This window comes from Denitrobaculum tricleocarpae, assembly GCF_007004665.1.
Lineage (GTDB): Bacteria > Pseudomonadota > Alphaproteobacteria > Kiloniellales > Kiloniellaceae > Denitrobaculum > Denitrobaculum tricleocarpae.
Window position 1 is genome coordinate 380,775 of the sequence record NZ_ML660055.1, and the last position, 24,042, is coordinate 404,816.

Sequence of the window (24,042 nt, forward strand, 5' to 3'; positions counted from 1 at the left end):
GGCCCTTCACTGAGCGGCCCCGTATCGTTGTCCCTGCCCCTGCAGTCTTCAGTGAAATCGCGACTCTCAAGTCTCACTCGTAAGCTGTGCCTCTTGATGCAACCGCTCAATAGAAGAAACGCGAGTTGCAAAGCGCAAACCGACAGATAGATCAATGACCCGCTACAACGCCACGGAAACCGAGTTAAAATGGCAGCGCGCCTGGGACGAGGCCGCGTGCTTTGCTGTCACGGAAGACCGATCCAAACCCAAATACTATGTCCTTGAGATGTTTCCCTATCCCTCGGGGCGCATCCACATGGGGCATGTCCGCAACTACACGATCGGCGATGTGATCGCCCGCTATAAGCGTGCCCGCGGCTTTAACGTGCTACATCCCATGGGCTGGGACGCCTTCGGCCTGCCGGCGGAGAACGCGGCAATCGAAAAGAAAGTTCCGCCGGGCGACTGGACTTACGAAAACATCGCGATCATGCGTGATCAGCTCAAGACCATGGGCCTGTCGCTTGACTGGTCGCGTGAGATCGCGACCTGCCATCCGGGATATTACCGCCACGAACAAAAGATGTTCCTGGACTTCCTGAAAGCCGGCCTTGTCTATCGCAAGGAGTCCTGGGTCAACTGGGATCCGGTCGATCACACGGTCCTGGCCAACGAACAGGTGATTGACGGCCGGGGCTGGCGGTCTAACGCCTTGGTCGAAAAGCGCAAACTGCCGCAATGGGTCTTTAAAATCACCGAATTCGCGGACGACCTGCTGGATGATCTTCAGACTCTGGAGCGCTGGCCGGAAAAAGTGCGCGTGATGCAGCACAACTGGATCGGGCGTTCGGAGGGCGCGCGCGTGCGTTTCGCCTTCACGGAACCTGGTGCGACCGGTACCGAGAGCGAAATCGAGGTTTTCACCACCCGGCCGGACACCCTGTTCGGTGCCTCGTTTTGCGCGCTGTCGCCCAATCACCCGCTTGCAACCGATCTGGTCAGCCGAGACGAAGAAGCGGCGGCCTTCGTCGCCGAATGCAACCGCCTGGGCACCAGTGAAGAAGCCATCGAGAAGGCCGAGAAGCTGGGATACGATACAGGATTGAAGGTTCGCCACCCCCTGGCGCCGGAGATTGAGCTCCCTGTTTTCATTGCTAATTTCGTGCTGATGGAATACGGCACAGGCGCGATTTTCGGGTGTCCGGCCCACGATCAACGGGACCTGGATTTTGCCCGCAAGTACGACCTGAACGTCACACCGGTTGTGTTGCCCCCCCAGGCTGACCCTGCCGAATTTACTGTCGGGAACGAGGCCTACGTCGGCGACGGCAGCATCTTCAACTCGCGCTTTCTGGACGGCCTGGGCGTGGATGAAGCGAAGCGCCGGGTCATTGAAGAACTGGAGTCGCTGAAAGCCGGGACCGGAACGGTCCAGTTCCGCTTGCGCGACTGGGGCGTTTCCCGCCAACGTTACTGGGGCTGCCCCATTCCCGTCATCCACTGTGATGACTGCGGTGTCGTTCCGGTACCGGAATCAAGTTTGCCTGTGGAACTGCCCACAGACGTCTCTTTCGACAAGCCCGGCAATCCGCTCGACCATCATCCGACCTGGAAACACACCGACTGCCCGTCCTGCGGGAAAGCGGCGCTGCGTGAGACCGACACCTTCGACACCTTCACGGAGTCGTCCTGGTATTTCGCCCGTTTCTGCTCGCCGCGCTCCGAAAATGCGATGGACCGGGAGGCCGTCGACTACTGGCTGCCGGTCGACCAGTACATCGGCGGCGTAGAGCATGCCGTTTTGCACCTGCTTTATTCCAGGTTCTTCACCAGGGCCTTGAAGCGCTGCGGCTATCTGGACCTCGAGGAGCCCTTCGAAGGCCTCTTCACCCAGGGCATGGTCTGTCACGAAACCTACCAGGATGATGCCGGAAACTGGCTTCAGCCGACGGATCTGCGCCGGGACGGCGCGGGAAATCCGGTCACGGCGTCCGGCAAACCGGTCTCGATCGGCCGCTCCATCAAAATGAGCAAGTCGAAAAAGAACACCATTGATCCCACGGAGATCATCGGCACCTATGGGGCCGATACCGCCCGTTGGTTCATGCTGTCCGACAGTCCGCCCGAGCGCGATATGGAGTGGACGGAGGCCGGCGTGGAAGGCGCCTGGCGCTTTGTACAGCGCCTCTGGCGGCTGATCACAGAAGATGTGGCTTCCCTGCCGGCCGCAAGCTCCGCAGCTCCCGCTTCACTGGGCGCCGGCGCGGCCGATATGCGCCGCACGACGCACAAGACTATCGCCGATGTAACTGAGGCGATCGAACAATTCAGGTTCAACCGGGCCGTGGCGAAGCTTTACGAGCTCACGAACAGCTTAACGAGTTCGAGCGGGACGGATGCGGACAGGCTGTGGGCCCGCCGCGAAGCCTTCGAGGTTCTTGTTCGGCTCTTTGGTCCCATGATGCCCCATCTGGCGGAGGAACTCTGGCAACGCCTGGGTCACGACACGCTGCTGGTTGATCAGCCTTGGCCTGTCGCGGATAGTTCCCTGACAAAAGAGGAGACAGTCACTCTTCCTGTGCAGGTGAACGGCAAGCTGCGGGCGACAATCGACGTGCCTTTGGACGAAACCGAGGATGCCATCCGCGCAGCCGCGCTTGCCGAACCGGGTGTTCAGCGGGCGATCGGCGACAAAGAAATCCGCAAGCTCATAGTCGTTAAAAACAGGGTGGTGAATATTGTCGTATAGCGCAAAGTCACAAACCGGCAGCTTTTGGAGTGCAGAGCTTATGCGGATTTCTGTTGTTCCGGTGACGAAACGAAGCTTTTTGCCCTCCGCGGCAATGATCATTTGCCTGAGCCTTGCGGGTTGTGGCTTTCAGCCTTTGAACAGCCGGAACGCCGGATCAACGGCGGGTGGCGGGACCAGTGCACAAGCCGGTCAAACCTCAACAATGGATGAGCTGGCGGCCATACGTATCGCGCCACTGTCTGACCGTGCCGGCCAGGAAATGCATAATCTTCTCCGGGACCGGCTCAATCCTTCGGGTCAGCCGTCTGCGCCAAAGTATCAGCTCGAAGTGCGCCTAACAGAGTCTATCCGAGAACTGGCGTTTGAGAGCGATGAAACAGCAACCCGTGCGGACTTGTCGATTATCGCCAACTACCGGCTCGTGCGTATCGACAACGAAAAAGTCATCTCTACCGGTCGCTCGCGCTCCATCAGCAGCTACAATATTCTGGAGCGGCAGTTCGCCTCCACGATTTCAGAAGCCGATGCCCGAAGCCGGACACTCCGCGATTTAGCGGATGATATCAGAATCCGGTTGGGGGCATATTTCAGCTCAAACAGGGAGTCGTGAAACGACAGGATTGTGACCAAGGGTTTTTCGTCTCCCTAAACGGCCGGAAGGCAGGCTGCAGAAGAAGTAAGTTGGAAGAAACGTGGTCAAGATAGCGCCCGCGCAGGCTGAGAAATTTATTGCCAGACCCGATCCTGCCGTCCGAGCGGTTCTGATCTTCGGTCAGGATGGCGGCATGGTCCGCGAACGCGCCGAAACTCTCGCAAAAACGGTCGTTGATGACCTGAAAGACCCTTTCCGGCTGGCGGATCTGACAGCCGGCGATCTGAAAGATGATCCCGCACGCCTGAGTGACGAAGCGGCCGCCATTTCAATGATGGGCGGGCGCCGTGTGGTCCGCGTCCGCGACGTCACCGACGCCATCACTCCCAGCTGCAAGGATTTCTTCGCCGCGCTGCCCGGTGACGCCCTGATGGTCTTTGAGGCCGGCGATCTTCCCGCACGCTCAAGTCTGCGTAAACTCTTCGAAGCGGAGAAAGCCGGCGCGGCAATTGCCTGCTACAGAGACGACCAACGCTCCCTCCCGGGGGTTATTCAGGCAAGCCTTCGTGACCAAGGCCATAGTGTAAGTCCTGATGCCCTCAGTTTCCTGGCCGCCAATCTGGGCGGCGACCGTCAGGTCACGCGCCGTGAACTCGACAAGCTGGCGCTCTACAAGGGGCAGGAGCCCGGCACGATCGAACTCTCCGACGCAACGGCCTGTATCGGCGATACGGCCGATCTGACACTGGATGACCTGGCTTTCAGCGTTGCGTCGGGCAAATTGGCGATGGTCGAGCGCACCCTGGGCCGAAGTTTTCTGGAAGGCAGCCACGCCGTGACAATATTGCGGGCCGTGGCGCGCCATTTTCATAAACTGCAATTTGTCTCCGGCATGATGGGACAGGGCCTGTCCATCGACGAAGCCAGCAAAAAGCTGCGCCCGCCCCTGTTCTGGAAAACCGCCGCCGAGTTTAAATCTCAGGCGAGCGCCTGGCCCCAAAGCAAGTTGACGCGCGCGACGGCAAAGCTTCTGGAGACCGAACGGGAATGCAAGAAGACCGGCGCGCCGGCGCAGACGCTCTGCTCGCGCACGCTCTTCGAAATTTCCACCGCGAGCCCTCTCCGGCGCCGCACCAGGGCCTGATTTCGGTCCAAGGGACCGACCGAGACAAAAATCTTAGTTGACCGGTGTCTGGTTCAGACGATGCAGGACGTCATCGAGTTGTTCCAGCGTCTCGTAGCGGATCGTCAGAGATCCGCCCTTACCGTAGAACTCAATCGCGACTTCCAGTCCGAGCATGTTGGATAAATCACGCTCCAGCGCGATGGTGTCTGCGTCTTTCTCAAAGGGGACCGGCCGGGACTCTGCACCTTCACCGCCTGCTCCCTTGGCGGAGGTCTTACCTGAAGGCCTGTCCGCCCCGTCACCTTCTCCCGATTTGGCTTTCTTGATGAGACGCTCGGTCTCACGAACACTCAGCCCATCGGCAAAGATACGTTTCGCGAGGGTTGCGGGATTGTCCGCGCCAATGAGCGCACGCGCATGCCCTGCACTGAGGTGTCCGGCCTCCAGAAATGACTTCACCTCATCCGGAAGTGTGAGCAGCCGTAAGGTGTTGGCGATATGACTCCTGCTTTTGCCGACCACGCGCCCCAGATCTTCCTGGGTGTGGCTAAACTCGTCCATGAGCCGACGATAACCCTCCGCCTCTTCCAGGGGAGATAGATCCTGTCTCTGGACATTCTCGACGATCGCCACTTCCAGGGCCTGAGAGTCCGTGAACTCCCGAATGACCACGGGCACTTCATGTAACAGAGCTTTCTGTGACGCGCGCCAGCGGCGCTCCCCGGCGATAATCTCGTATTCGCTCGCCCGGTCCGGGTGACGGCGAACGATAATCGGCTGCAGGACGCCGTTTTCACGAATGGAATCCGTGAGAGACGCCAGTGCTTCGTCATCGAAATACTGTCGCGGCTGAAAGCGGTTCGGATGCAGATGCTCGATCGGAACTTCCTTGGTCGAGCGCACCTTGTCGAGCGATGCGTAATCCTCGTTCTCGTCACCAAACAAAGCCGCAAGGCCGCGGCCGAGGTTGGTTCGCTTTTCGCTATCCTGCTGATTTTCTTCGGGGTTTTCCACGTCAGAAGGATCTTGATTGCTCATGATAGGCCGACCTATGGGTTAACTTAAACTGTGGCGCCACACCGCCGAATTCGGTTCCTGATGACATCGCGGGACATTATATGCGCGGCTTGTGGTCTTCCCCTCTCCACAAAACCGGTGACTGCCGCCACTCCTCTTGCCGGGAGCCAAGGTTACCGCCGCGGAAGTTCCGCGGGCGCCGTCCCTATTCCTGAAGCGAGCGCGGAGCCAAACCTCTTGCTGTTCGCAATGGCCGTCGCCACCGGATCTTTGTCGCCCTGAGTCGCAGTGACCATAGGCCTGGGCGCTATCGGCTTCACTGCCGCTGCAGCTCCGAGCGGCGAAGGCGCTTCGGGGCGGGACGCCCGCGCCCCTGAAATCGAGGAGGAATGCGGGATCCCCGATCCTGGGACCGCCGAGCCTTTTTCGCGGCGCAGAATCTCGCCGGCCAAACGGATATAGGATTGAGATCCGGCGCACTTCATATCGTAAAGCAAGACCGGTTTGCCATGCGACGGAGCCTCGGACACCCGAACGTTGCGTGGGATCATCGTTTCATAAACGACATCGCCCAAGTGCTTTCGTACATCCTCGGCAACCATGTCACACAAATTGTTGCGGCGATCGAACATGGTCAACACAATCCCTTGTATCTCCAGCTTTGGATTCAGCCCCCTCTTCACACGCTCCACCGTACGAAGCAAATGAGACAAGCCCTCCAGGGCATAGAATTCCGCCTGCAGGGGGACCAGGACGGCGTCCGAAGCGACAAAGGCATTCAGCGTCAGGAGGCCTAGGGCCGGTGGACAGTCTATCAGGACATAATCATAGTCCCCAAACAGGCTCTCGAGACCATCGCGCAGGCGATACTCACGACGGTCGGCGTTGACCAGTTCGAGCTCTGCGCCGGAGAGATCGACACCTGAAGGAACGACAGCCATACCAGGAACAGCCGTCTCAATGACCACGTCTTTCACCGGCGTGCCGTCCATCAACACATGATAGATACTCCGCGCGCGGCGGTCGGGAGCGACACCCAATCCAGTGCTCGCGTTACCCTGCGGGTCCATATCTATAATGAGGACGCGCTTCTTACAGGCCGCGAGCGCTGTTGCCAGATTGACGGCGGTCGTCGTCTTGCCCACACCACCCTTCTGGTTCGCAATCGCGAGAACCCGGGGCCCGCTGGACAGCTGACCTCTGGTCGCTTCGTTGTCCGAATTGGCAAAATGTTGTGGCTGCACGTGTCTAATCCCCTATTTGTAGGGTATCCAACCGCAAAATCTGACCTTCAGAACTGGAGCGGCTGGAGAACCTCTCCACCCGCATACTCCACCTTTTACCGGCTGTGGTCAATTCTTGTTCAGCGTTTTTGCCCTTGAGCAACAGAAGTCGCCCCGGGGGGAAGACTCCGGATTCCGGCAATTGGCGGCCAGGGGCACTCTGACAAGAGAGAAATGGCCAGGCAAATCCGAGTAAATCATCTAAAGGAGCGAAGGCCCGTGCCGTGACAAGATCGGCGCGGAACGCCTCAACCTGTTCAATTCTCTTATTGTGAACTGTCACCTGGCACGATGTTGCGCGCGCAACTTCTCGCAGGAAAACGCATTTTCTCTGGTCAGATTCGATCAAGTGCACCTTTTGACACCCGAGAATAGCGAGAACCATACCCGGAAAGCCGGCCCCGCTGCCAAGATCAACGATGACCGGTTCGGCCTTGTCAAATGTCGGGGGCAAGTGTTCGAGCAGTTGTGCGGAATCTAGAAAGTGACGACGCCAGAGATCAGTCAGACTGTCCCGGCTCACTAGATTGATGGACTTGTTCCACTTGATCAAAAGCTCCGCGTAGAGTTCCAGCTTAACCAGTGTTTCACGTGAAACATCACCAAGGCTTTGCGCGAAGGACTCCGCCGAAAAGAGAGAGTCAGGCGGCATCTTCGGACGACCCGGCAGCCTTGCCACCAACGCGGTCTTCTGCCAGTGGCTCCGTTGCTGCGTTTTTCACGGGATCGCGTTTGACATACCGCAAAAGCGCAACCAACGCCGCAGGCGTCACACCCGGCAACCTGCCTGCCGCGCCCAGTGTTTCAGGCTTACTCGCGGAGAGAATCTGGACAACTTCATTGGAGAGACTGGGAACAGACGCATAATCAAGTTGTGCGGAAAGCTTGAGGGCTTCGTCTCTGCGAAAGGCGCGTATGTCAGCATCCTGCCGTTCGATATAGCCAGCATAGCGGGCTTCAATCTCGATCTGTGTCGCGACACCAGGTGAGACCTCACGCTCGAGCTCCGGCCAGATGCGCGTCAGCACAGGCAAAGTGACATCAGGGTAACGCAGGAGATCAAAGGCTGAGCGGCGCACGCCATCCATGTTCACCTTGATGCCTTCTTTCGCGAGCAGATTCGGTGTCGCGCTGCGCTCGGTCAGCAGGTTATAGGCCGCTCTTAGACCTTCCATCTTTTCCTCGAAGGCATTGACGCGGGTTTGTCCCACACAGCCGATTTCTATACCAAGCGCCGTAAGTCTTTGATCGGCGTTGTCCGCTCGCAGACGCAAGCGGTATTCGGCGCGCGAAGTGAACATTCTGTAGGGTTCATTCACACCACGGGTGACCAGGTCGTCAATCAGAACCCCAATATATGCGTCTGCGCGATCGAACTGGATTCCCTCATCCTCACTCTTATCTGAGTTTGAAGACCCCAGCTTCCCGGCTCGCTTCGCCGCGTTCAAGCCGGCAACCAGTCCCTGCGCCGCCGCCTCCTCATACCCGGTCGTACCATTGATCTGGCCGGCCAAATAGAGCCCCGGGATCTTGCGTGTTTCCAGACTTCTGCGGAGTTCGCGCGGATCCACATAGTCATATTCGATGGCATAGCCGGCCTGCAGCATCTCGGCCTGCTCCAAACCAGGAATGGTTTTCAAGAGCGCAAGCTGCACCTCCGTGGGAAGAGACGTCGAAATGCCATTCGGGTACACAGTGGGGTCGTCGAGACCTTCAGGCTCCAAAAAGATCTGGTGCCGGTCACGATCGGCAAAGCGAACGACTTTGTCCTCGATTGACGGGCAATAGCGTGGGCCCGTCGACTCGATCTGCCCCGAATAGATAGGTGCACGATTCAGGTTCGCCCGTATCAAATCATGTCCGGATGGCGAAGTGTAGGTGATGTGGCAGTCAATTTGACGCTGCGTTATCTCGCGCGTCAGGGTCGAGAAGGCTTCAGGCGGATTGTCTCCAGGCTGCGCCTGCAACCCGCTGTAATCGATCGTCCTGCCATCCAAACGTGGTGGCGTGCCCGTCTTCAATCGCCCCAGGGCAAACCCAAAACGATCGAGCGTCTTCGACAGTCCCATTGACGGGGCATCGCCCACCCGGCCCGCAGGTTCAATGGTCTCACCGCGATGTATCAAACCTCTAAGGAAAGTGCCGGTGGTCAAGATCACCGTCGGCGCGCAAATGGCAATCCCCTCTCCCGTCATGACACCAGTGCAGTGTCCGGCATCATTAACAAGCAAGTCCTCGACAGCGGCCGCTCTCAGCTCAAGGTTCTCCTGCTCTTCCAGCAACGCGTATATGTTTTCTCGATACAGGCGCCGGTCCGCCTGAGCTCTCGGCCCCCGCACCGCCGGCCCTTTACTCCGGTTCAAGACACGGAACTGAATACCGGAACGATCGATCGCCCGTCCCATAATCCCGTCCAACGCATCAATCTCTCGAACGAGGTGTCCCTTCCCCAAGCCGCCGATGGCAGGATTGCAGGACATAACGCCGATGGTTTCGAGCTTGTGGGTGACAAGAACAGTGCGGGCGCCCATCCGCGCCGACGCAGCCGCAGCTTCACAGCCGGCATGGCCGCCCCCCACCACAATGACATCATAGTCTGCCATTAACTCGGATCCTTAAGAATTCTGCGTCTTTGAGGGGTTAGGCCCCTCAGAAATGTCAACATGGCGACGGCATCTAACCGCGGCAAGAAAACCACAAACACCGGGAGGTTTCAAACCCCTACGGGCCGCTAAATCTGTCGATTTTGCAGAACCCGCAAAGTCCCGGTACGCATCGGGCTTACCAAGTGAGAGAAAGTGACCTCCCCCGCGATCCTCGGCGAAAGATCCCGCGTGCAGCCACTGACAGCAACAGCAGAGTGCACTGCGCGATGGGGATAACGAATTCGGGCCTGAAGAGCAAGGTTTCCAGTTTCACGCCCGAAAACGGATGCATGTCAGAAAGACGAGTGGATCGCCGGAAAAAACCTCGGCCAAACAGCATTCGTCGCTCAGTCCATGTTCTCAGGGAGCGCGCGACCCGGTTTCGGCGCATGGCTTAACTTGGAAACGGACCGTCCTTGGGACTAAACCGTTCCCATTGCCCTGAGTGTTTCACGTGAAACACAGGAGGAAGTCCCGGAATACAGCCAATTCCCACTCTCGGCGAAGTTTGATTTCTTGTTGAAAATTCTCGCCGGCATTCCGGAAGACTTAGTTCAAATGCTCTCGAACAACCGCTATTTTTTCACGGTAAATCAATGACTTCTTAAATGTTCAGCGGTTAACATCCATAATCTTTTTCGCATCGTGAAGCTTATGTGGACGCAAGAGTCCCTGCTCAACGGTGTCAATCAACGGCGGACAGGACGTTTGACGATGATTATTTCGCACGCACTCAACTCTGCGACTAAGCTTTTGCTGATTTTAGCGCCCTTGATCTTTGTATCGGGCTGCGCAAGCCTCGCAGATCATACTTCTCCCGCATCTCAGACGGCTGCACGTATTCAGGCCGAACCTGGGCCTGATCGCCTTGTTCGCTATTGCCGACGGATGGCTGAGACCAAGAATCTCCGCATCGCAATCGGGATTTGTGAGCGCGCCCTGGCGGCAGCGCCCGAAAACCCCGAACCCGTGATCATCCTGGCCGAAGCGTACCTGGACGCGGACCTGAGCAGCGAGGCTGCCGAGGCCTATCGCTTCGCTTTGAGCATCGATGATCAGAGCGGGAAGGCCCACTTCGGTCTTGGGAAGCTGTATCTCAAGACCTCCAGGCTTGAGGAAGCCCGGCCACACTTGGAAGCCGCACTTGAAAGCGGTCAGCAGGATCCCGCAATCTTTAACGCGCTTGGTGTGCTTGAAGATCAGTCAGGAGATCACGCCTCGGCCCAGAGCTTCTATCAGGCGGGCCTTGCGCTCGACCCGGACAACACCGCGCTGACAAACAACCTTGGTGTTTCACTTCTTCTCAGCAAGCCATCTGAGATTGGAGACAGCATTTTCGGACGACTCGCGCCGGAGCAGGAGTCCCGTCAGACGGCGGCGGTCCCGAGACAAGCTGTCGAAGCGCCGCGCCAAACGAGCATCGCAGCCAAAGCGTCAGCCAGCGTCTCTCTAAAAGCCGAGCCTGAGCAGAAAAGCGGATCAACGCTGAAGGTGCGAGATCTGACTCAGGCAGAACTGTTCCAGGTTGAAGAAGACACCTTGTTCACCTTCTTCCGCGACTCAAGGGTGGCTGACCTCGGGAGCCTGGAACCCGTTGTGACGCCGGCCCCTATTGAGATCGTTGATTTTCAGGCGCTGCCGGTCCTCCCCGATCCGACCGGAACACACAGCCCGTCCGGGCCAATGGTCGGGAACGCCGACACCAACAACAGCACCAGCGCGACCCTCCTTGCCCGCGCGCTCGTGGATTACAACCCTGGTTCCCCCGCTGTGACGGACCAACCCGAACGCGCGCACGCGCCGCTCACGACCCAAGTTGTGAAAATCGTGTCCCACAGAGCACAGTCGTTTGACCTCGCTCGTGTAAGACCCGTTCGTAAGCCTTTCGTACCGAACGCCGCTGTCGAGCTCGCGTCGGAACAGGGTCACTTGGCTGATTTCGTAGAGCTTGAGGTTGACCCTGAACCCAAGCTACAGCTCGCCAAAGTTGCGCATCTCCCCATCGAGATGCCGGCCCTGGACCGCGTGCCTCCGTCGGAAGGAAAAAACTCCCCCTCCAGCGACCGGGCGCCGGAAGCCGGAAGCACTTCACCAGGCGTTTTGCCGAACAGTGTGCAGATCGTTGAGATCAGCGCACCTGCTTCAGAGAAAGCCGTCACGACTCTTGGCGATGACAGCGAAATCATGATGGATATGCTTCTGCCGACAGATACGGGAATATTGAACCTGCATGGCGACGGACCAACCCTAAAAGCGGAAACGCGCCATCAGCCGAGTGTCGACACTATCGCGGCGCTCCCAGACGCGTCGGAGACACCTCACCAACCGGACCCGCAAGAACCCGCGAACCCAGGCTCGGGTGAACCAGATGCCGAACCCGTCTTTTGGCCCAACGGTCTCGCCGAACGCAGCCTGCCATCCCTTAGGAGTTCTTCACCCGACGATTCCCAAGAGACAATCACGGCGCTCATGCTATTGAACCGAGATCCGATTTCATCTGCTTAGCCCTGGCGACCCCGAATAGCGCAAGAAATGCCCGATGAGAGCAAGCGACCGCTTTGCGGGGCTCTGGAAACATAGCGCGAAGGCGTAAGTCACTTGCCAATGCAAAAGTCACGAAAAACCACGTCAAGCAGGTCCTCGACGTCCACCCTCCCCGCAATCCGGCCAAGTGCCCGCATGGCGAGCCGCAAGTCCTCCGCCAGAAGCTCCGGATCGTCCGCGACATTGGCCATCTGAGCCCGGCGCAAGGATGCAAGACAGTCTTCGAATGCCGTGCGGTGACGGCTTCGGGTAATAACGGGTGCCTCACCTGCGCCGGTCAGCAGCTCTTGCGCCCGGGATCTCAAAACGGAAATCAGATCAGTCATACCCGACGCGTCACGCGCGGAGATTGCCAAGACCTCACGTGCGGCCCTCAAAGGGCCCGCCCTCACCTGCGCCAGGTCGGGGAGCAGATCGATCATATCCCTTTTGTTCAAAACGACGATCGTGGAGGCATCCACCAGATCTAGTGTTGCAGGATCAAGCCGCGGCCAGTCGTTGAGGTCGAAAACCGCGATTTTCATATCCGCCGCCGCCGCACGGGCACGGGCACGGCGTATGCCCTCTGCTTCGATAGCCGCCTGTCCGTCTCCCCTAAGATCCCGAAGACCCGCCGTATCAGCCAGGGTCATGGGGTACCCGTCCAAGTCCAGGTGCACCTCGACCACGTCTCGTGTGGTTCCCGCCATTTCCGACACGATGGCGGCATCACGCTTCGCTAACACATTCAAAAGGCTTGATTTTCCGGCATTCGGTGCGCCCACGATGGCAAGGGCCAGCCCGTCCCGGAGGCGCTCTCCGACTCCCTCGTCATCCAGATATCGCGCCAGCTCAGCAATCATTTTCGATACATCCTGCTGGAGCCGGACGGCGACGCTCTCGGGGAGGTCTTCGTCGGGAAAATCTATGACCGCTTCAATGTGCGCCAGGATACGAAGCAGCCGCTGCTTCCAGCTCTCGCTGAGGTTTGATAAGGCGCCGTCCATCTGACGCAAGGCCTGACGCCGCTGCGCCTCGGTCTCGGCTGAGATCAGGTCGGCGAGGCCCTCGACCTCTGAGAGATCCAACTTTCCATTATCGAACGCACGCCGCGTGAACTCGCCCGCCTCCGCCGCCCGCAGCCCGCTCATTGCACTTAAGGCCTTCACGACTCCCGCCACGACCGACCTGCCGCCATGGACATGGAGTTCGACAACATCTTCACCGGTAAAACTCTGCGGCGCGGGAAACCAAAGCACCAGTGCGCGGTCGATCTCGGCAGAATCAACGGGATCACGCAGGGACAAGAGCCGGGCCATCCGGGGCACGGGTCTCACGCCCGCCAGGGCTTCGATAGTGTTCCCCGCCTGCGGTCCGGAGATTCTGAAAACCGCGACGCCTGCAACACCCGCCGCCGTGGAAAGCGCGAAGATGGTATCGTTCATGCCCGAGATGTCCTGAGAGAGGTGAAGCGCCGGTGAGAGCCTGGCATCTCTGACCCCGTAGCTTCAAAGATATCGCATTTGCATGTGGGTTTGAGTCTCGCCATCGCCGTAAACCCGCAAGCAACCGCCAGAAGATGCAGCTTTTTATCTCGCCCGCCGGGTTCCGTTTGCCGCGCGCCTAGTCTTTGCTCTTCGTTCCGGCAGTCATTTGCGACCAGAACATCTTTTGCATCTGCTCGAAACCTTGCATACCGGCAGGAATCCAGGTCGTCAGAAGCGTTTCCGGATCCATCGCGGAAAGGTTATCCATAACCCGTTTCTGAACATCGTCCATCACGGCCTTCTGAAGAGGCGCAACGTCCGGCAGGCCGAGAAAGGCACGCGCCTCCTCGGGTGTACAATCGATATCTACCGAGATCTTCATTCTGCTTTACCTCTCCGACTTTACGTCACTCGCCCAATTTGCGGGACTGTATCATGCCACCAGCCAGACTCTAGCCCATATATTCTGAAGCTGCGGCGAATCACAGACACCCAAATGCAGGCGCTTCCGTCGCGTTACGTACCTCCACAGGCATTCTCCTATGGTATTTCCGCACCGCGATGGCCATCTTGACTGAAGGATCGGGGCACCGCGGAAAGCCCGCGCATCCCCATCCCAATCGTCGCGCGTCCACGCGTATTCGGCAGCGGAGCCTTTCAGACGCATCTGACTGAGAGACCATCAAGTGATCGGCATAAAAATGACGGCAAATCGCCTGGCAAACGAGACCAGCCCCTATCTCCTGCAACACCAGGACAACCCTGTCCATTGGCACCCCTGGGATGAGGCGGCGCTGGAGACAGCGCAGCGGGAAAACAAGCCGATCCTTCTCTCCGTGGGTTATGCGGCCTGTCACTGGTGCCACGTCATGGCGCATGAATCCTTTGAAAACGCGGAAATCGCAGCCTTGATGAACCGGCATTTTGTCAACATCAAAGTCGACCGCGAAGAACGTCCGGATCTCGACAGCATCTATCAGTCCGCCCTGGCGCTTCTGGGCGAGCACGGTGGCTGGCCTTTGACTATGTTTCTGACACCGAAAGGCGAGCCTTTCTGGGGTGGCACCTATTTCCCGCCGGAGCCACGTTACGGACGCCCCGGATTTCCTCAGATCCTGAGCGGCATCGCCGAGGTCTATGCCAGGGAACCGGAGAAAGTCGAGAAGAACGTCGCCGGCCTGGGGAATGCCCTGGCGAAACTCTCCGACAACCTGAAAGGCGGGACGGTCTCTCTCGCGCAGATCAACGAGATGGCGGAACGACTGGTCAAGGAGTGCGATCCGGTCAACGGCGGCATCGGTCAAGCACCGAAATTTCCGCAGCCTTCGATCCTGAAGCTTTTCTGGCGGGCCTGGAAACGCAGCGGCCAAACCGTCTTCCGGCAAGCGGTCGAGCGCGCCCTCACCCGCATGTCTCAAGGGGGGATCTATGATCACCTCGGCGGCGGCTTTGCCCGCTACACCGTCGACGAACGCTGGCTGATCCCGCACTTCGAGAAAATGCTCTACGACAATGCCCAACTGATCGATGTTCTGACCTGGGCGTGGCAGGAGTCTGAAAGCCCTCTCTTCGAGCAGCGGGTCCGGGAGACAGTGGACTGGCTTTTGCGCGATATGATGGCGCAAGAAAGCGAAAACAGCGACAGCAAGGTCGATGCCTTTGCCTCGACCCTGGATGCGGACAGCGAGGGTGAAGAAGGCAAGTTTTACGTCTGGCAGGAATCAGAAGTGGACGAGGTCCTGAAGGAGGCATCCCCTGCCTTTAAGGCCGTTTATGACGTCAGCGCGGTGGGCAATTGGGAAGGCAAGAATATCCTGAACCGGCTCCGGGACACCGCGATCCTGTCGGCTTCGGAAGAAAAGGAACTGAAATCCGCGCGTGATAAGCTCTTCGACCGGCGCAAAGACCGTATACATCCCGGCTGGGACGACAAGGTTCTGGCCGACTGGAATGGCCTGATGATTGCCGCCCTCGCCCGCGCCGGCCGGGCCTTCAAGGAACCAGACTGGGTGGCGGCCGCAGAGAAAGCTCTCGCATTTGTCCAAGAGACAATGATGCCGGAGGGTCGCCTGCACCACAGCTGGCGGCGCGGTCATCTCAAACATGCCGCCACACTGGACGACTACGCCAATCTGACCGACGCCGCCCTCGCGCTTTATCAGGTAACGGGGAAGAACACCTACCTGGACCAAGCCGAAAGCTGGTGCCAGACCACGGACCGCCACTATTGGGATCATCGAGACGGCGGTTACTTCTTTACCGCAGACGATGCAAAGGATCTGATTCTGCGCAGCAAATCGGCGCACGATAACGCGGTGCCCTCAGGCAACGGGACCATGGTGGCGGTCTTGACCCAACTTTTCCATCTGACCGGCAACGACGCCTATAGAGAACGTGCGGAGCAACTCGTCACCTCTTTCACGGGCGAACTCGAACGCAACTTCTTCCCACTCTCGACACTGCTGAACGGCGCAGAGTTTCTGCAATCCTCTCAGCAGCTCGTCATTGTGAAGCGACCGAACAGCAACGATGAAGAGGTGTTCATCGATGTTCTTCGGGATCTTTCTTTACCCAATGCTGTTTTCCAGGTGATCTCTGGCGACGAGAGTCTTCCGGAAACGCATCCCGCGCATGGTAAAGGTCTGGTTGACGGCAAGCCGGCGGTTTATCTTTGTCAAAATCAAAGCTGTTCACTTCCCATGACTGACGCAAACGCAGTTCTGCTTGCGCTCAAAGGCAACGCTGTATGACCCCACAGGACACGGAGGGATCCGTGATGGACACCGCAGAGGTTACAATCGACTCTCCCTTTGGGGCATTACTGTTAAGGGCCAGTGACGAGGCCATCACCCGTTTAACCTGGCTGATGGAGGAAGACGGCGCCCTCCGGCATGCGCCCAACGCCTCCAGGCCGCTCGAACGCCCGAATAGTCCGGCACACAAACTCTTGGCTGAAGCCACTCGACAACTTGAGGCCTACTTCGAGGGAACTCTGCGCGATTTCGCCCTGCCCCTTGCGCCCGCCGGCACCGCCTTCCAGCGGCGTGTCTGGCATGAGATGGCAAAAATCCCCTATGGCGAAACCATGACTTACGGCCAATTGGCCGATAAATCGGACTCTGTCGCCCGCGCGGTCGGCGGCGCCTGCGGAGCCAATCCCATTCCAATTATCATTCCCTGCCATCGCGTCCTGGGCGGAGGAGGAAAACTTGGCGGCTTTTCGGGCGGACTTGGCCCGGACAGCAAACGAGCGTTGCTGGAGCATGAAGGCGTTCTGACCCCCGGCTTCGGATTCTGAATGATTTCACGTGAAACATTTTGACCGGCCAGGGGCGAAACCAACCGTACAGCCAATCCAAGAAACGATAACATCAGCAAGACGAAGGGAGACAAACGCATGCCCGAAATCAATATAAATGGTCCCGATGGCGCTTTCAGCGCATATTTAGCGGTGCCCAAGGTTCTCCCCGCCCCCGCGGTTGTCGTGGCGCAGGAGATCTTCGGCGTCAACCAGGTGATGCGCGACGTCTGTGACTGGCTGGCCGGGATGGGATATCTGGCCTGCTGTCCGGACATCTTCTGGCGTATCGAGCCCGGAATCCAAATCACCGATAAGACCGAGGCCGAGTGGAAACGCGCCTTCGAGCTCTTCGGATTGTTCGATCCGGGTAAGGGTATTGAGGATCTGAGCGCTGTTATAAGCCACCTGCGCGACCACGAAGACTGCACGGGAAAAGTCGGATCTGTCGGCTTCTGCTTGGGGGGTAAACTGGCCTACCTCATGGCCTGTCGAACGGATAGCGACTGCAATGTCAGCTACTATGGCGTGGGCCTGGATGAGCTTTTGGGCGAAGCGGCAGCGATCTCGAACCCTCTGCTGATGCATATGGCGTCGCTCGATAAGTTCGTGCCGCCGGACGCGCAAGCGAAAATCAAAGAGGGCTTAGGCAATCATCCCCTGGTTGATCTTCACGTCTATGAGGACTGTGATCACGCCTTCGCCCGCATTGAAGGCGAGCACTATGACGCGGCCGCCGCCAAACTTGCCAACGATCGGACAACCAACTTCCTAGAGGAGAACCTCGGCTCATGACAAAGGCAATTCGTATCCATGCACCCGGGGGTCCGGAAGCATTGTCGTACGACGATATCGAGCTGACCGCTCCGGCAGAGGGCGAGGTCCAGCTGCGACAAACCGCGATCGGCCTGAACTTCATCGATGTTTATCACCGGACCGGCCTCTACCCGATCCCCGACATGCCCGCCGTCATCGGTCTCGAAGCGGCCGGTGTGGTTGAGACGGTGGGTGCTGGTGTCACTGAACTTTCACCCGGGGACAGAGTGGCTTATGCCAATCCCCCACTGGGCGCCTATGCACAGGCCCGCAATATGCCCGCGCACCGGCTGATCAAGCTGCCCGAACAGATTTCCGATGAGCAAGCCGCGGCGATCATGCTGCAGGGCATGACCGTCGAATACCTGATCCGCCGAACCTACCAGGTCAAAGCCGGCGATACGGTCCTGTTCCATGCCGCCGCCGGCGGTGTCGGCCTCATGGCGTGCCAGTGGCTGAAGCATCTGGGCGCAACCGTGATCGGAACCGTTGGCTCCGAAGAGAAAGCAGATCTGGCCAAAGCAAACGGCTGTGACCACACCATCTTGTACAACAAGGAAGATATCGCGGCGCGGGTGCGGGAAATCACAGATGGCGCCGGTGTCCCGGTGGTTTACGACTCCGTTGGCAAAGACACCTTTGAGGCCTCAATCGACTCCCTCAGTCCACTCGGTCTTTTTGTGACCTTCGGCAATGCCTCGGGTCCGCTGGCACCGATTGATCCCGGGTTCCTGGCGCAAAAGGGTTCGCTCTTTATGACCCGGCCCACCCTGATGACTTACACCGCGAAACGCGAGGACATGGTGAAGTCAGCGGAAGCCCTCTTCGACGTCGTGGGATCCGGCGCGGTCAAGGTCGCGATCAACCAGCGCTATCCCCTCGCCGAGGCCGCAGATGCGCATCGCGATCTCGAAGCAAGAAAAACCACAGGTTCGACAATCCTGCTCCCATAGCACGGAAGACAGAACTGACCGGGACAAAAAGATGGGGCGCTGCAATTACCGGCAGCGCCCCATTCTCATTTTCTAACAGTACGTCTTGGACTTAAATCGAACGTACAGCCGTACGCTTCACGTTCAATCAATCTTTCCGTTTCCGGAACGACCAAAAAATCTCCCGCAAAATCAAACGTCTACTGATTCATTGAGTCGAAGAAGTCCGAATTCGACTTGGTCTGCTTCAGCTTGTCGACTAGGAATTCGATAGAGTCGGTCACGCCCATCGGCATGAGGATACGGCGCAGGACCCACATCTTCGAGAGGGTGCCCTTGTCGACCAGAAGTTCTTCCTTCCGGGTTCCGGACTTGCCGATATCGATGGCCGGGAACGTCCGCTTGTCGGCCAGTTTCCGGTCCAGCACGATTTCCGAGTTACCCGTGCCCTTGAACTCTTCGAAGATGACCTCATCCATGCGGCTGCCGGTATCGATCAGCGCGGTGGAAATGATGGTCAGGCTGCCGCCCTCCTCGATATTCCGTGCGGCACCGAAGAAGCGCTTGGGTCGCTGCAAGGCATTCGCGTCGACACCGCCTGTCAGGACCTTACCGGAACTGGGCACCACAGTGTTGTAGGCACGGGCCAGCCGGGTAATGGAGTCGAGCAGGATCACGACGTCCTTTTTGTGCTCGACCAGGCGCTTTGCCTTCTCGATCACCATCTCGGTGACCTGGACGTGACGGTTAGCCGGCTCATCAAAGGTCGAACTGACGACCTCGCCATTGACCGAACGTGCCATATCGGTGACTTCCTCGGGCCGCTCGTCGATCAGCAGCACGATCAGATAGACCTCGGGATGATTCGATGCAATCGCATGCGCGATGTTCTGCAGAATCATCGTCTTACCAGTGCGCGGCGGCGCAACAATCAGGGCCCGCTGTCCCTTGCCCAACGGCGTCACGAGATCAATGATCCGGGTCGTCATATCCTTTTTGGTCGGATCCGCCAGCTCAAGGGTCAGCTTCTCGTCCGGATACAGCGGCGTCAGATTGTCGAAGTTGATTCTGTGGCGCGAATTCTCAGGTGGATCAAAGTTGATCTGATTGACCTTGAGAAGCGCGAAATAGCGTTCGCCTTCTTTGGGCGACCGGATCTGACCTTCAACCGTATCGCCCGTGCGCAGGCCGAAACGGCGCACCTGGCTGGGGCTGACATAGATATCGTCGGGTCCGGGCAAATAATTGGATTCCGGTGCGCGCAGGAATCCGAAACCGTCCTGCAGCACCTCCAGCACGCCGGATCCGTAGATCGGAACGTCGTTCTCGGCCATCTGCTTGAGGATCGCGAACATCATGTCCTGCTTGCGCAGGTTGCTCGCGTTTTCAATTTCGAGTTCTTCGGCAAAAGCCAACAAGTCTGCCGGACTTTTGGCTTTCAAATCTTGGAGGTTCATGGGCTTGGAGCCTGAAATGAGATGTAGATGAGGAGGGATACGCGCGATGCGCGGCGAGACATGACCCCTGGTCGTCTCTGCGTGCCGCTGCAGTTCGTCGTCGTGAACAGAGTCAGCCTAATGCGGGGCGATTACTAATTCATGAATTGGGAACGACCCGAACGAATGTCCAGGGCCTAACTGCCGCCTTCGATAATGGAAGCCGTCAGTGAAGTCAAGCGCGTGAACCTCAAATCCACCGAAAATGCCATCCAGAACGCAGAAACCACGAAGTGAAACCTGCTCGACACCCGAAAGCATCATGGTTTTTCCCAGGTTCCACGGTCAGCAGAGCGAAAAAGAGCATCGATAATCTGCATATTCGTGATGGCATCCTCGACACCTGTGGGGGCTGCTTCTCCGTCCCTCACCGCCTTTACCAATGCATCGGCTTGCTCGGCGTATTGATCTGCGGCGGGGAGCGTCTCTTGCACGGCATCGCTGCCATCCAGCGCCGCACCATCGTAAATGAACAGCCTGCTGGCAGCGCCCTGAGGCGCGTTGAAGGGGATCTCGATCTCCAGACGACCCCGGGTGCCCAAAATCTGGACTCGCTGATAGGGGACGGTCTGTGTCGATACGGTGAAGGTCAACTGACGTCCGTCGCCAAAATCAAGCAAACCTGATGTCAGACGGTCGGTTTCGAATGCAGGATCTCTATCGATCAGCCCGACAACCCGCGCTGGGTCTGCATCGAAGAAAAACCGTCCCGTCACAATGGCGTAGCATCCAATATCCATCAGCGCCCCGCCGCCGGTTTCAGGCTTGTTCCGAATGTTCTGCGGATCATCGTTGAAGTAAGAGAAGGCAACCTGAATGGCTCTAGGCGTGCCGATCCTGCCGGAATGTAGAATCTCACGGCACCTGAGCCACTGGGGGTGATACCGCACCATGAAGGCTTCCATGACCCGGATATCTTGCGGTATCTCGGACAGGCGCGCCGCGTCCGCCGCACTCAGGCCGATCGGTTTCTCGCAGAGCACATGTTTGCCTGCCCGTGCAGCGGCAAGCGTAACATCCACGTGTTGGTCGTTGGGCAGAGGGTTGTAGATGAATTCGATGTCCGGATCGGCAAGCAGATCCTCGTACGAGCCGTAAGCCTTGTCTATCCCAAGCTGGGACGCCGCGGTGCGGGCCCGCTCCAGATCACGGGAAGCTATGGCTACAACCCGGCCCAGGTGCGAATTCTGGATGCCGGGAATCACCTTCTCAACGCCGATTTTGGCGGTGCTGACGACGCCCCAACGCGCTTTTTCCATCCCGAATTCTCCCGATTGTCCCTGCTGCACCTTCATATCGGCAAGCCTCGAGCCGAGTCAGAAGGGCTTTACGACCACGAAAATGACGATTCCGATCATCAGGAGGGTCGGAACCTCGTTCATGTAGCGGTAGTAGGTCTCGCTGTGGCGATTTTCGTCTCTCTCAAAAGCTTTCCGCCAGCGTGACAACGCTCCGTGCACGATCTGCATCCCGATCAGGAGCGTCAGTTTCGCGTGAAACCAGGGTTCGGTCCAGGCTTCCAGGTTCACCATCAGCAGGAGGCCGAAAACCCAGCTGGCAATCATTGCCGGCGTCGTGATCGCCTTCAGAAGACGCCGTTCCATGATCTTGAAGGTTTCGGATTGCTTCGAGCCCGGCTCGGCCGTGCAATGATAGACATAGAGCCGGGGCAGATAGAGCATCCCGGCCATCCAGGCGATGACGCTGATGATATGCAGGGCCTTCACCCAGCTGTAGGCGTCGCCCAGAAATCCCGCCATTGATAGCCCCCGCTTAGATAATGTTAGGTGTCAGCGTACGCCAGTTTCATCAACCCGGTTCCAACTGGTTGGGCAGGGATCGTCCTCACGTCCCGGACAAAGAGAGGCTGAACCATCGAGCGCACCGCGCACCCGTCGCGCCAGGCCATCAATGTAGGCCGCTCCATCATCGACCGTGGGCACCCGGATATAGGCTGGAACCCCCTCTTTTTCAGCCAATTCGCGGTACTCGATATCCAGTTCCACCAGGGTCTCCGAGTGCTCTGAAACAAAGGCGATCGGCACAACAACCACCGGAACCTTGTCGGCACCCGCCCGCTCGATCTCGCTATCTGTCGAGGGTCCGATCCATTCGAGCGGACCAACCCGGCTCTGATAGCAAATAACCCAGTCGAGATCCGGCTCACCTAAGGCGGCGACAACGGCCGCTGAAGACTGTTCGACCTGCTCCTGGTAAGGATCGCCTGCCTCGACGATTTTTTTCGGCAAACCGTGCGCGGAGAACAGAACGCGTGGCTTACCGGTCTCGCTGGCAGCCTCGAGTCCCTTTTTGAGGCGAACCACAACTTCCGAGACAAACCCGGGATCCTCCGGATAACAGCAAACCGTTTTGGTCGGAACCTGCAGGCCGATTTTCGAAGTAGCGCGGTTCCAGTCCGTCACCGACGATCCGGTTGTGGTCGTGGAGAACTGCGGATACAGCGGCAATAGAAGAATCTGATCGGGCCCGTATTCCTTGACCTGTTGCGCCGCCTCATCGGCAAAGGGATGCCAGTAGCGCATGGCGATAAAGACCTTGAAGTCATCGCCGGATGACCCGTTCTGCGATCCATCGGTTTTCAGCGCGGCCTCGAGCGCACGAGCCTGGGCTTCGGTATTCGGCAGCAATGGCGAGCCACCACCGAGGTTTTCGTAAATCTCGCGCGCAATCGGCGCCCGCCGCTTCGATATCACCTTCGCCAGTCCCCAGCGAAAGGGATTAGGCAGGCGAATGATCGCAGGGTCATTGAAAAGATTGAACAAGAAGGGCTGAACCGCCGCCGGCGTATCGGGCCCTCCGAGATTGAACAGAACGATTGCGGTTTTAGTCATGCTGCCTAAGCTGGCTATTCGACAGGACTTTGTCCATACCCGCTCCCTAGACTATCGCGCGGCATTTGGCAGCAGTTGCCAGCAGCATTTCTTCAGGCGCGGACAAGCTTCATCAGTTGCTCGACATGTTCCGGCGGCGTTTGCGGAACGATCCCATGCCCGAGATTGAATATGAACGGGCCGCCGGCCAGGGCCTCCCGAATATCGGCGACGGCCCGTTTCAATGCGTCTCCGCCGGCCACCAGTTTTATCGGATCGAGATTCCCCTGCAGGGTCACTTGTGACTGCAGATGATCACGTGCCCAATCCAGCGGCACGGTCGTATCCAGTCCCAGTCCCTGAGCGCCACTCTCGCGGGCGAAGTCCAGATAGGCAAGGCCAACGCCCCTTGGAAACAAAATAACCGGGATGTCGGGATGAACCGCTTTGATGTTGGCGATGATCTTCTGGCAGGGCTCCAGACACCAGCGCCGAAGATCTTTTTCGGGCCAGACTCCTGCCCAGGAATCAAAGAGTTGCACAACTTCTGCCCCGGCTTCGATCTGGCGGATCAGATAGCTTGAAGTAGCTTCCACCAGCAGTTCGATCACACGCCTGAAGTCTTCAGGACGGCTGTAGGCCCAGGTTTTAGCCGTGCCGAAGTCCTTGCTTGATCCGCCTTCGAGCATATAGCTGGCAACGGTCCAAGGTGCACCTGCAAAGCCTATAAGCGCGGTTTCAGCCGGCAACTCCTCGCGCAGACGCCCCACCGTCTCATAAACGGGCGCGAGGTGTTCGTGAAATCCGTCAAGTCCCAGGCTTTCAAGATCCGCTCCTGATGTTAAGGCTTCCAGCTTTGGCCCTACACCCTCTTCGAACCAGACTTTTTGACCGAGCGCATGCGGAACGACCAGGATATCCGAAAAGAGGATAGAGGCGTCGAAACCATAGCGGCGGATCGGCTGCAGAGTGACTTCTACTGCAAGGTCGGGCGTATAACAGAGATCCAGGAAGCCATTCGCCTGCCCTCTCGTCTTCATGTATTCTGGCAGATAGCGTCCTGCCTGACGCATGAGCCAGATCGGCGGGTGCGGGAGGGTCTCGCCCCTGAGGGCACGAAGAAGAAGCTTATTTTCGGATTTCACACGCTTTGCCATTCAGGTCGGCTTCGGATTTCCCCACCCTACTTACAAAGAATCTTATTTAAATAAGAAATTGTAGTTGTTTATTGGTGGGGTGAATCATGGGGATTATTTGGTTAT

The 24,042-nt window shown here is 58.2% G+C and carries 18 protein-coding genes and 1 pseudogene; 8 read left to right on the forward strand and 11 right to left on the reverse strand.

Annotated features, from left to right (window positions below; genetic code table 11):
* Window positions 1-154: 154 nt before the first annotated feature.
* The 3 genes from leuS to holA all read left to right on the forward strand — a co-directional run bounded on the left by leuS (window position 155) and on the right by holA (window position 4,470).
* Window positions 155-2,731, forward strand: a complete 2,577-nt coding sequence (leuS, locus tag FKG95_RS14075; RefSeq protein ID WP_142897001.1) for a leucine--tRNA ligase — start codon at window positions 155-157, stop codon at window positions 2,729-2,731.
* 205 nt (window positions 2,732-2,936) lie between these two features.
* Window positions 2,937-3,344, forward strand: coding sequence for an LPS assembly lipoprotein LptE (lptE, locus tag FKG95_RS14080; protein ID WP_179954094.1), 408 nt, complete (start codon window positions 2,937-2,939; stop codon window positions 3,342-3,344).
* An 82-nt stretch (window positions 3,345-3,426) separates the two neighbouring features.
* A complete protein-coding gene (gene holA, locus FKG95_RS14085) occupies window positions 3,427-4,470 on the forward strand; it encodes a DNA polymerase III subunit delta (protein WP_142897003.1) in 1,044 nt (347 codons plus the stop codon).
* A gap of 33 nt (window positions 4,471-4,503) precedes the next feature.
* On the opposite strand, the gene FKG95_RS14090 is transcribed toward holA, so the two are convergent.
* The 4 genes and pseudogenes from FKG95_RS14090 to mnmG all read right to left on the reverse strand — a co-directional run bounded on the left by FKG95_RS14090 (window position 4,504) and on the right by mnmG (window position 9,355).
* On the reverse strand, window positions 4,504-5,490 hold the full coding sequence (locus FKG95_RS14090) for a ParB/RepB/Spo0J family partition protein (RefSeq protein WP_142897004.1): 987 nt from the start codon (window positions 5,488-5,490) through the stop codon (window positions 4,504-4,506).
* A gap of 401 nt (window positions 5,491-5,891) precedes the next feature.
* Window positions 5,892-6,662: pseudogene (locus FKG95_RS14095) on the reverse strand (ParA family protein); the annotation flags it as partial.
* Between the two features lie 55 nt (window positions 6,663-6,717).
* Window positions 6,718-7,431 (reverse strand): 16S rRNA (guanine(527)-N(7))-methyltransferase RsmG, encoded by a 714-nt coding sequence (gene rsmG / locus FKG95_RS14100; RefSeq protein ID WP_342779231.1) that lies wholly within the window; start codon window positions 7,429-7,431, stop codon window positions 6,718-6,720.
* A complete protein-coding gene (mnmG, locus tag FKG95_RS14105) occupies window positions 7,394-9,355 on the reverse strand; it encodes a tRNA uridine-5-carboxymethylaminomethyl(34) synthesis enzyme MnmG (protein ID WP_142897005.1) in 1,962 nt (653 codons plus the stop codon). The genes rsmG and mnmG overlap by 38 nt, the downstream gene beginning before the upstream one ends.
* Window positions 9,356-10,285: 930 nt before the next feature.
* Here mnmG and FKG95_RS14110 point away from each other — a divergent pair.
* The gene (locus FKG95_RS14110; protein WP_179954095.1) at window positions 10,286-11,902 is read left to right on the forward strand and encodes a tetratricopeptide repeat protein; all 1,617 of its coding nucleotides are present in this window, start codon (window positions 10,286-10,288) and stop codon (window positions 11,900-11,902) included.
* Window positions 11,903-11,991: 89 nt separating this feature from the next.
* Here the strand turns inward: FKG95_RS14110 and mnmE are convergent, their stop codons facing one another.
* Both mnmE and FKG95_RS14120 read right to left on the reverse strand, forming a co-directional pair.
* Window positions 11,992-13,365, reverse strand: a complete 1,374-nt coding sequence (gene mnmE / locus FKG95_RS14115) for a tRNA uridine-5-carboxymethylaminomethyl(34) synthesis GTPase MnmE (protein WP_142897007.1) — start codon at window positions 13,363-13,365, stop codon at window positions 11,992-11,994.
* A 178-nt stretch (window positions 13,366-13,543) separates the two neighbouring features.
* Complete coding sequence (locus FKG95_RS14120) at window positions 13,544-13,789, reverse strand: DUF6489 family protein (RefSeq protein ID WP_142897008.1); 246 nt, start codon at window positions 13,787-13,789, stop codon at window positions 13,544-13,546.
* 304 nt (window positions 13,790-14,093) lie between these two features.
* On the opposite strand from FKG95_RS14120, the gene FKG95_RS14125 reads away from it, so the two are divergent.
* From FKG95_RS14125 to FKG95_RS14140, 4 genes are all read left to right on the forward strand, one after another.
* Complete coding sequence (locus FKG95_RS14125; protein ID WP_342779232.1) at window positions 14,094-16,157, forward strand: thioredoxin domain-containing protein; 2,064 nt, start codon at window positions 14,094-14,096, stop codon at window positions 16,155-16,157.
* Window positions 16,158-16,183: 26 nt separating this feature from the next.
* Window positions 16,184-16,705, forward strand: a complete 522-nt coding sequence (locus FKG95_RS14130) for a methylated-DNA--[protein]-cysteine S-methyltransferase (RefSeq protein WP_142897156.1) — start codon at window positions 16,184-16,186, stop codon at window positions 16,703-16,705.
* Window positions 16,706-16,804: 99 nt separating this feature from the next.
* Complete coding sequence (locus FKG95_RS14135) at window positions 16,805-17,500, forward strand: dienelactone hydrolase family protein (RefSeq protein WP_142897009.1); 696 nt, start codon at window positions 16,805-16,807, stop codon at window positions 17,498-17,500.
* Window positions 17,497-18,474 (forward strand): quinone oxidoreductase family protein, encoded by a 978-nt coding sequence (locus tag FKG95_RS14140; protein WP_142897010.1) that lies wholly within the window; start codon window positions 17,497-17,499, stop codon window positions 18,472-18,474. The genes FKG95_RS14135 and FKG95_RS14140 overlap by 4 nt, the downstream gene beginning before the upstream one ends.
* 179 nt (window positions 18,475-18,653) lie before the next feature.
* Here FKG95_RS14140 and rho read toward each other — a convergent pair whose 3' ends face one another.
* The 5 genes from rho to hemE all read right to left on the reverse strand — a co-directional run bounded on the left by rho (window position 18,654) and on the right by hemE (window position 23,937).
* Window positions 18,654-19,910: a transcription termination factor Rho gene (gene rho / locus FKG95_RS14145; RefSeq protein WP_142897011.1), complete on the reverse strand. Its 1,257-nt coding sequence runs from the start codon at window positions 19,908-19,910 to the stop codon at window positions 18,654-18,656.
* A gap of 299 nt (window positions 19,911-20,209) precedes the next feature.
* Entirely contained in the window at window positions 20,210-21,208 is a 999-nt protein-coding gene (locus FKG95_RS14150) for a Gfo/Idh/MocA family protein (RefSeq protein WP_142897012.1), read from the reverse strand.
* A 57-nt stretch (window positions 21,209-21,265) separates the two neighbouring features.
* The gene (hemJ, locus tag FKG95_RS14155) at window positions 21,266-21,709 is read right to left on the reverse strand and encodes a protoporphyrinogen oxidase HemJ (RefSeq protein WP_142897013.1); all 444 of its coding nucleotides are present in this window, start codon (window positions 21,707-21,709) and stop codon (window positions 21,266-21,268) included.
* A 30-nt stretch (window positions 21,710-21,739) separates the two neighbouring features.
* Window positions 21,740-22,801 (reverse strand): ferrochelatase, encoded by a 1,062-nt coding sequence (hemH, locus tag FKG95_RS14160; protein ID WP_142897014.1) that lies wholly within the window; start codon window positions 22,799-22,801, stop codon window positions 21,740-21,742.
* A 92-nt stretch (window positions 22,802-22,893) separates the two neighbouring features.
* Window positions 22,894-23,937: a uroporphyrinogen decarboxylase gene (hemE, locus tag FKG95_RS14165; RefSeq protein ID WP_142897015.1), complete on the reverse strand. Its 1,044-nt coding sequence runs from the start codon at window positions 23,935-23,937 to the stop codon at window positions 22,894-22,896.
* Window positions 23,938-24,042 lie beyond the last annotated feature (105 nt).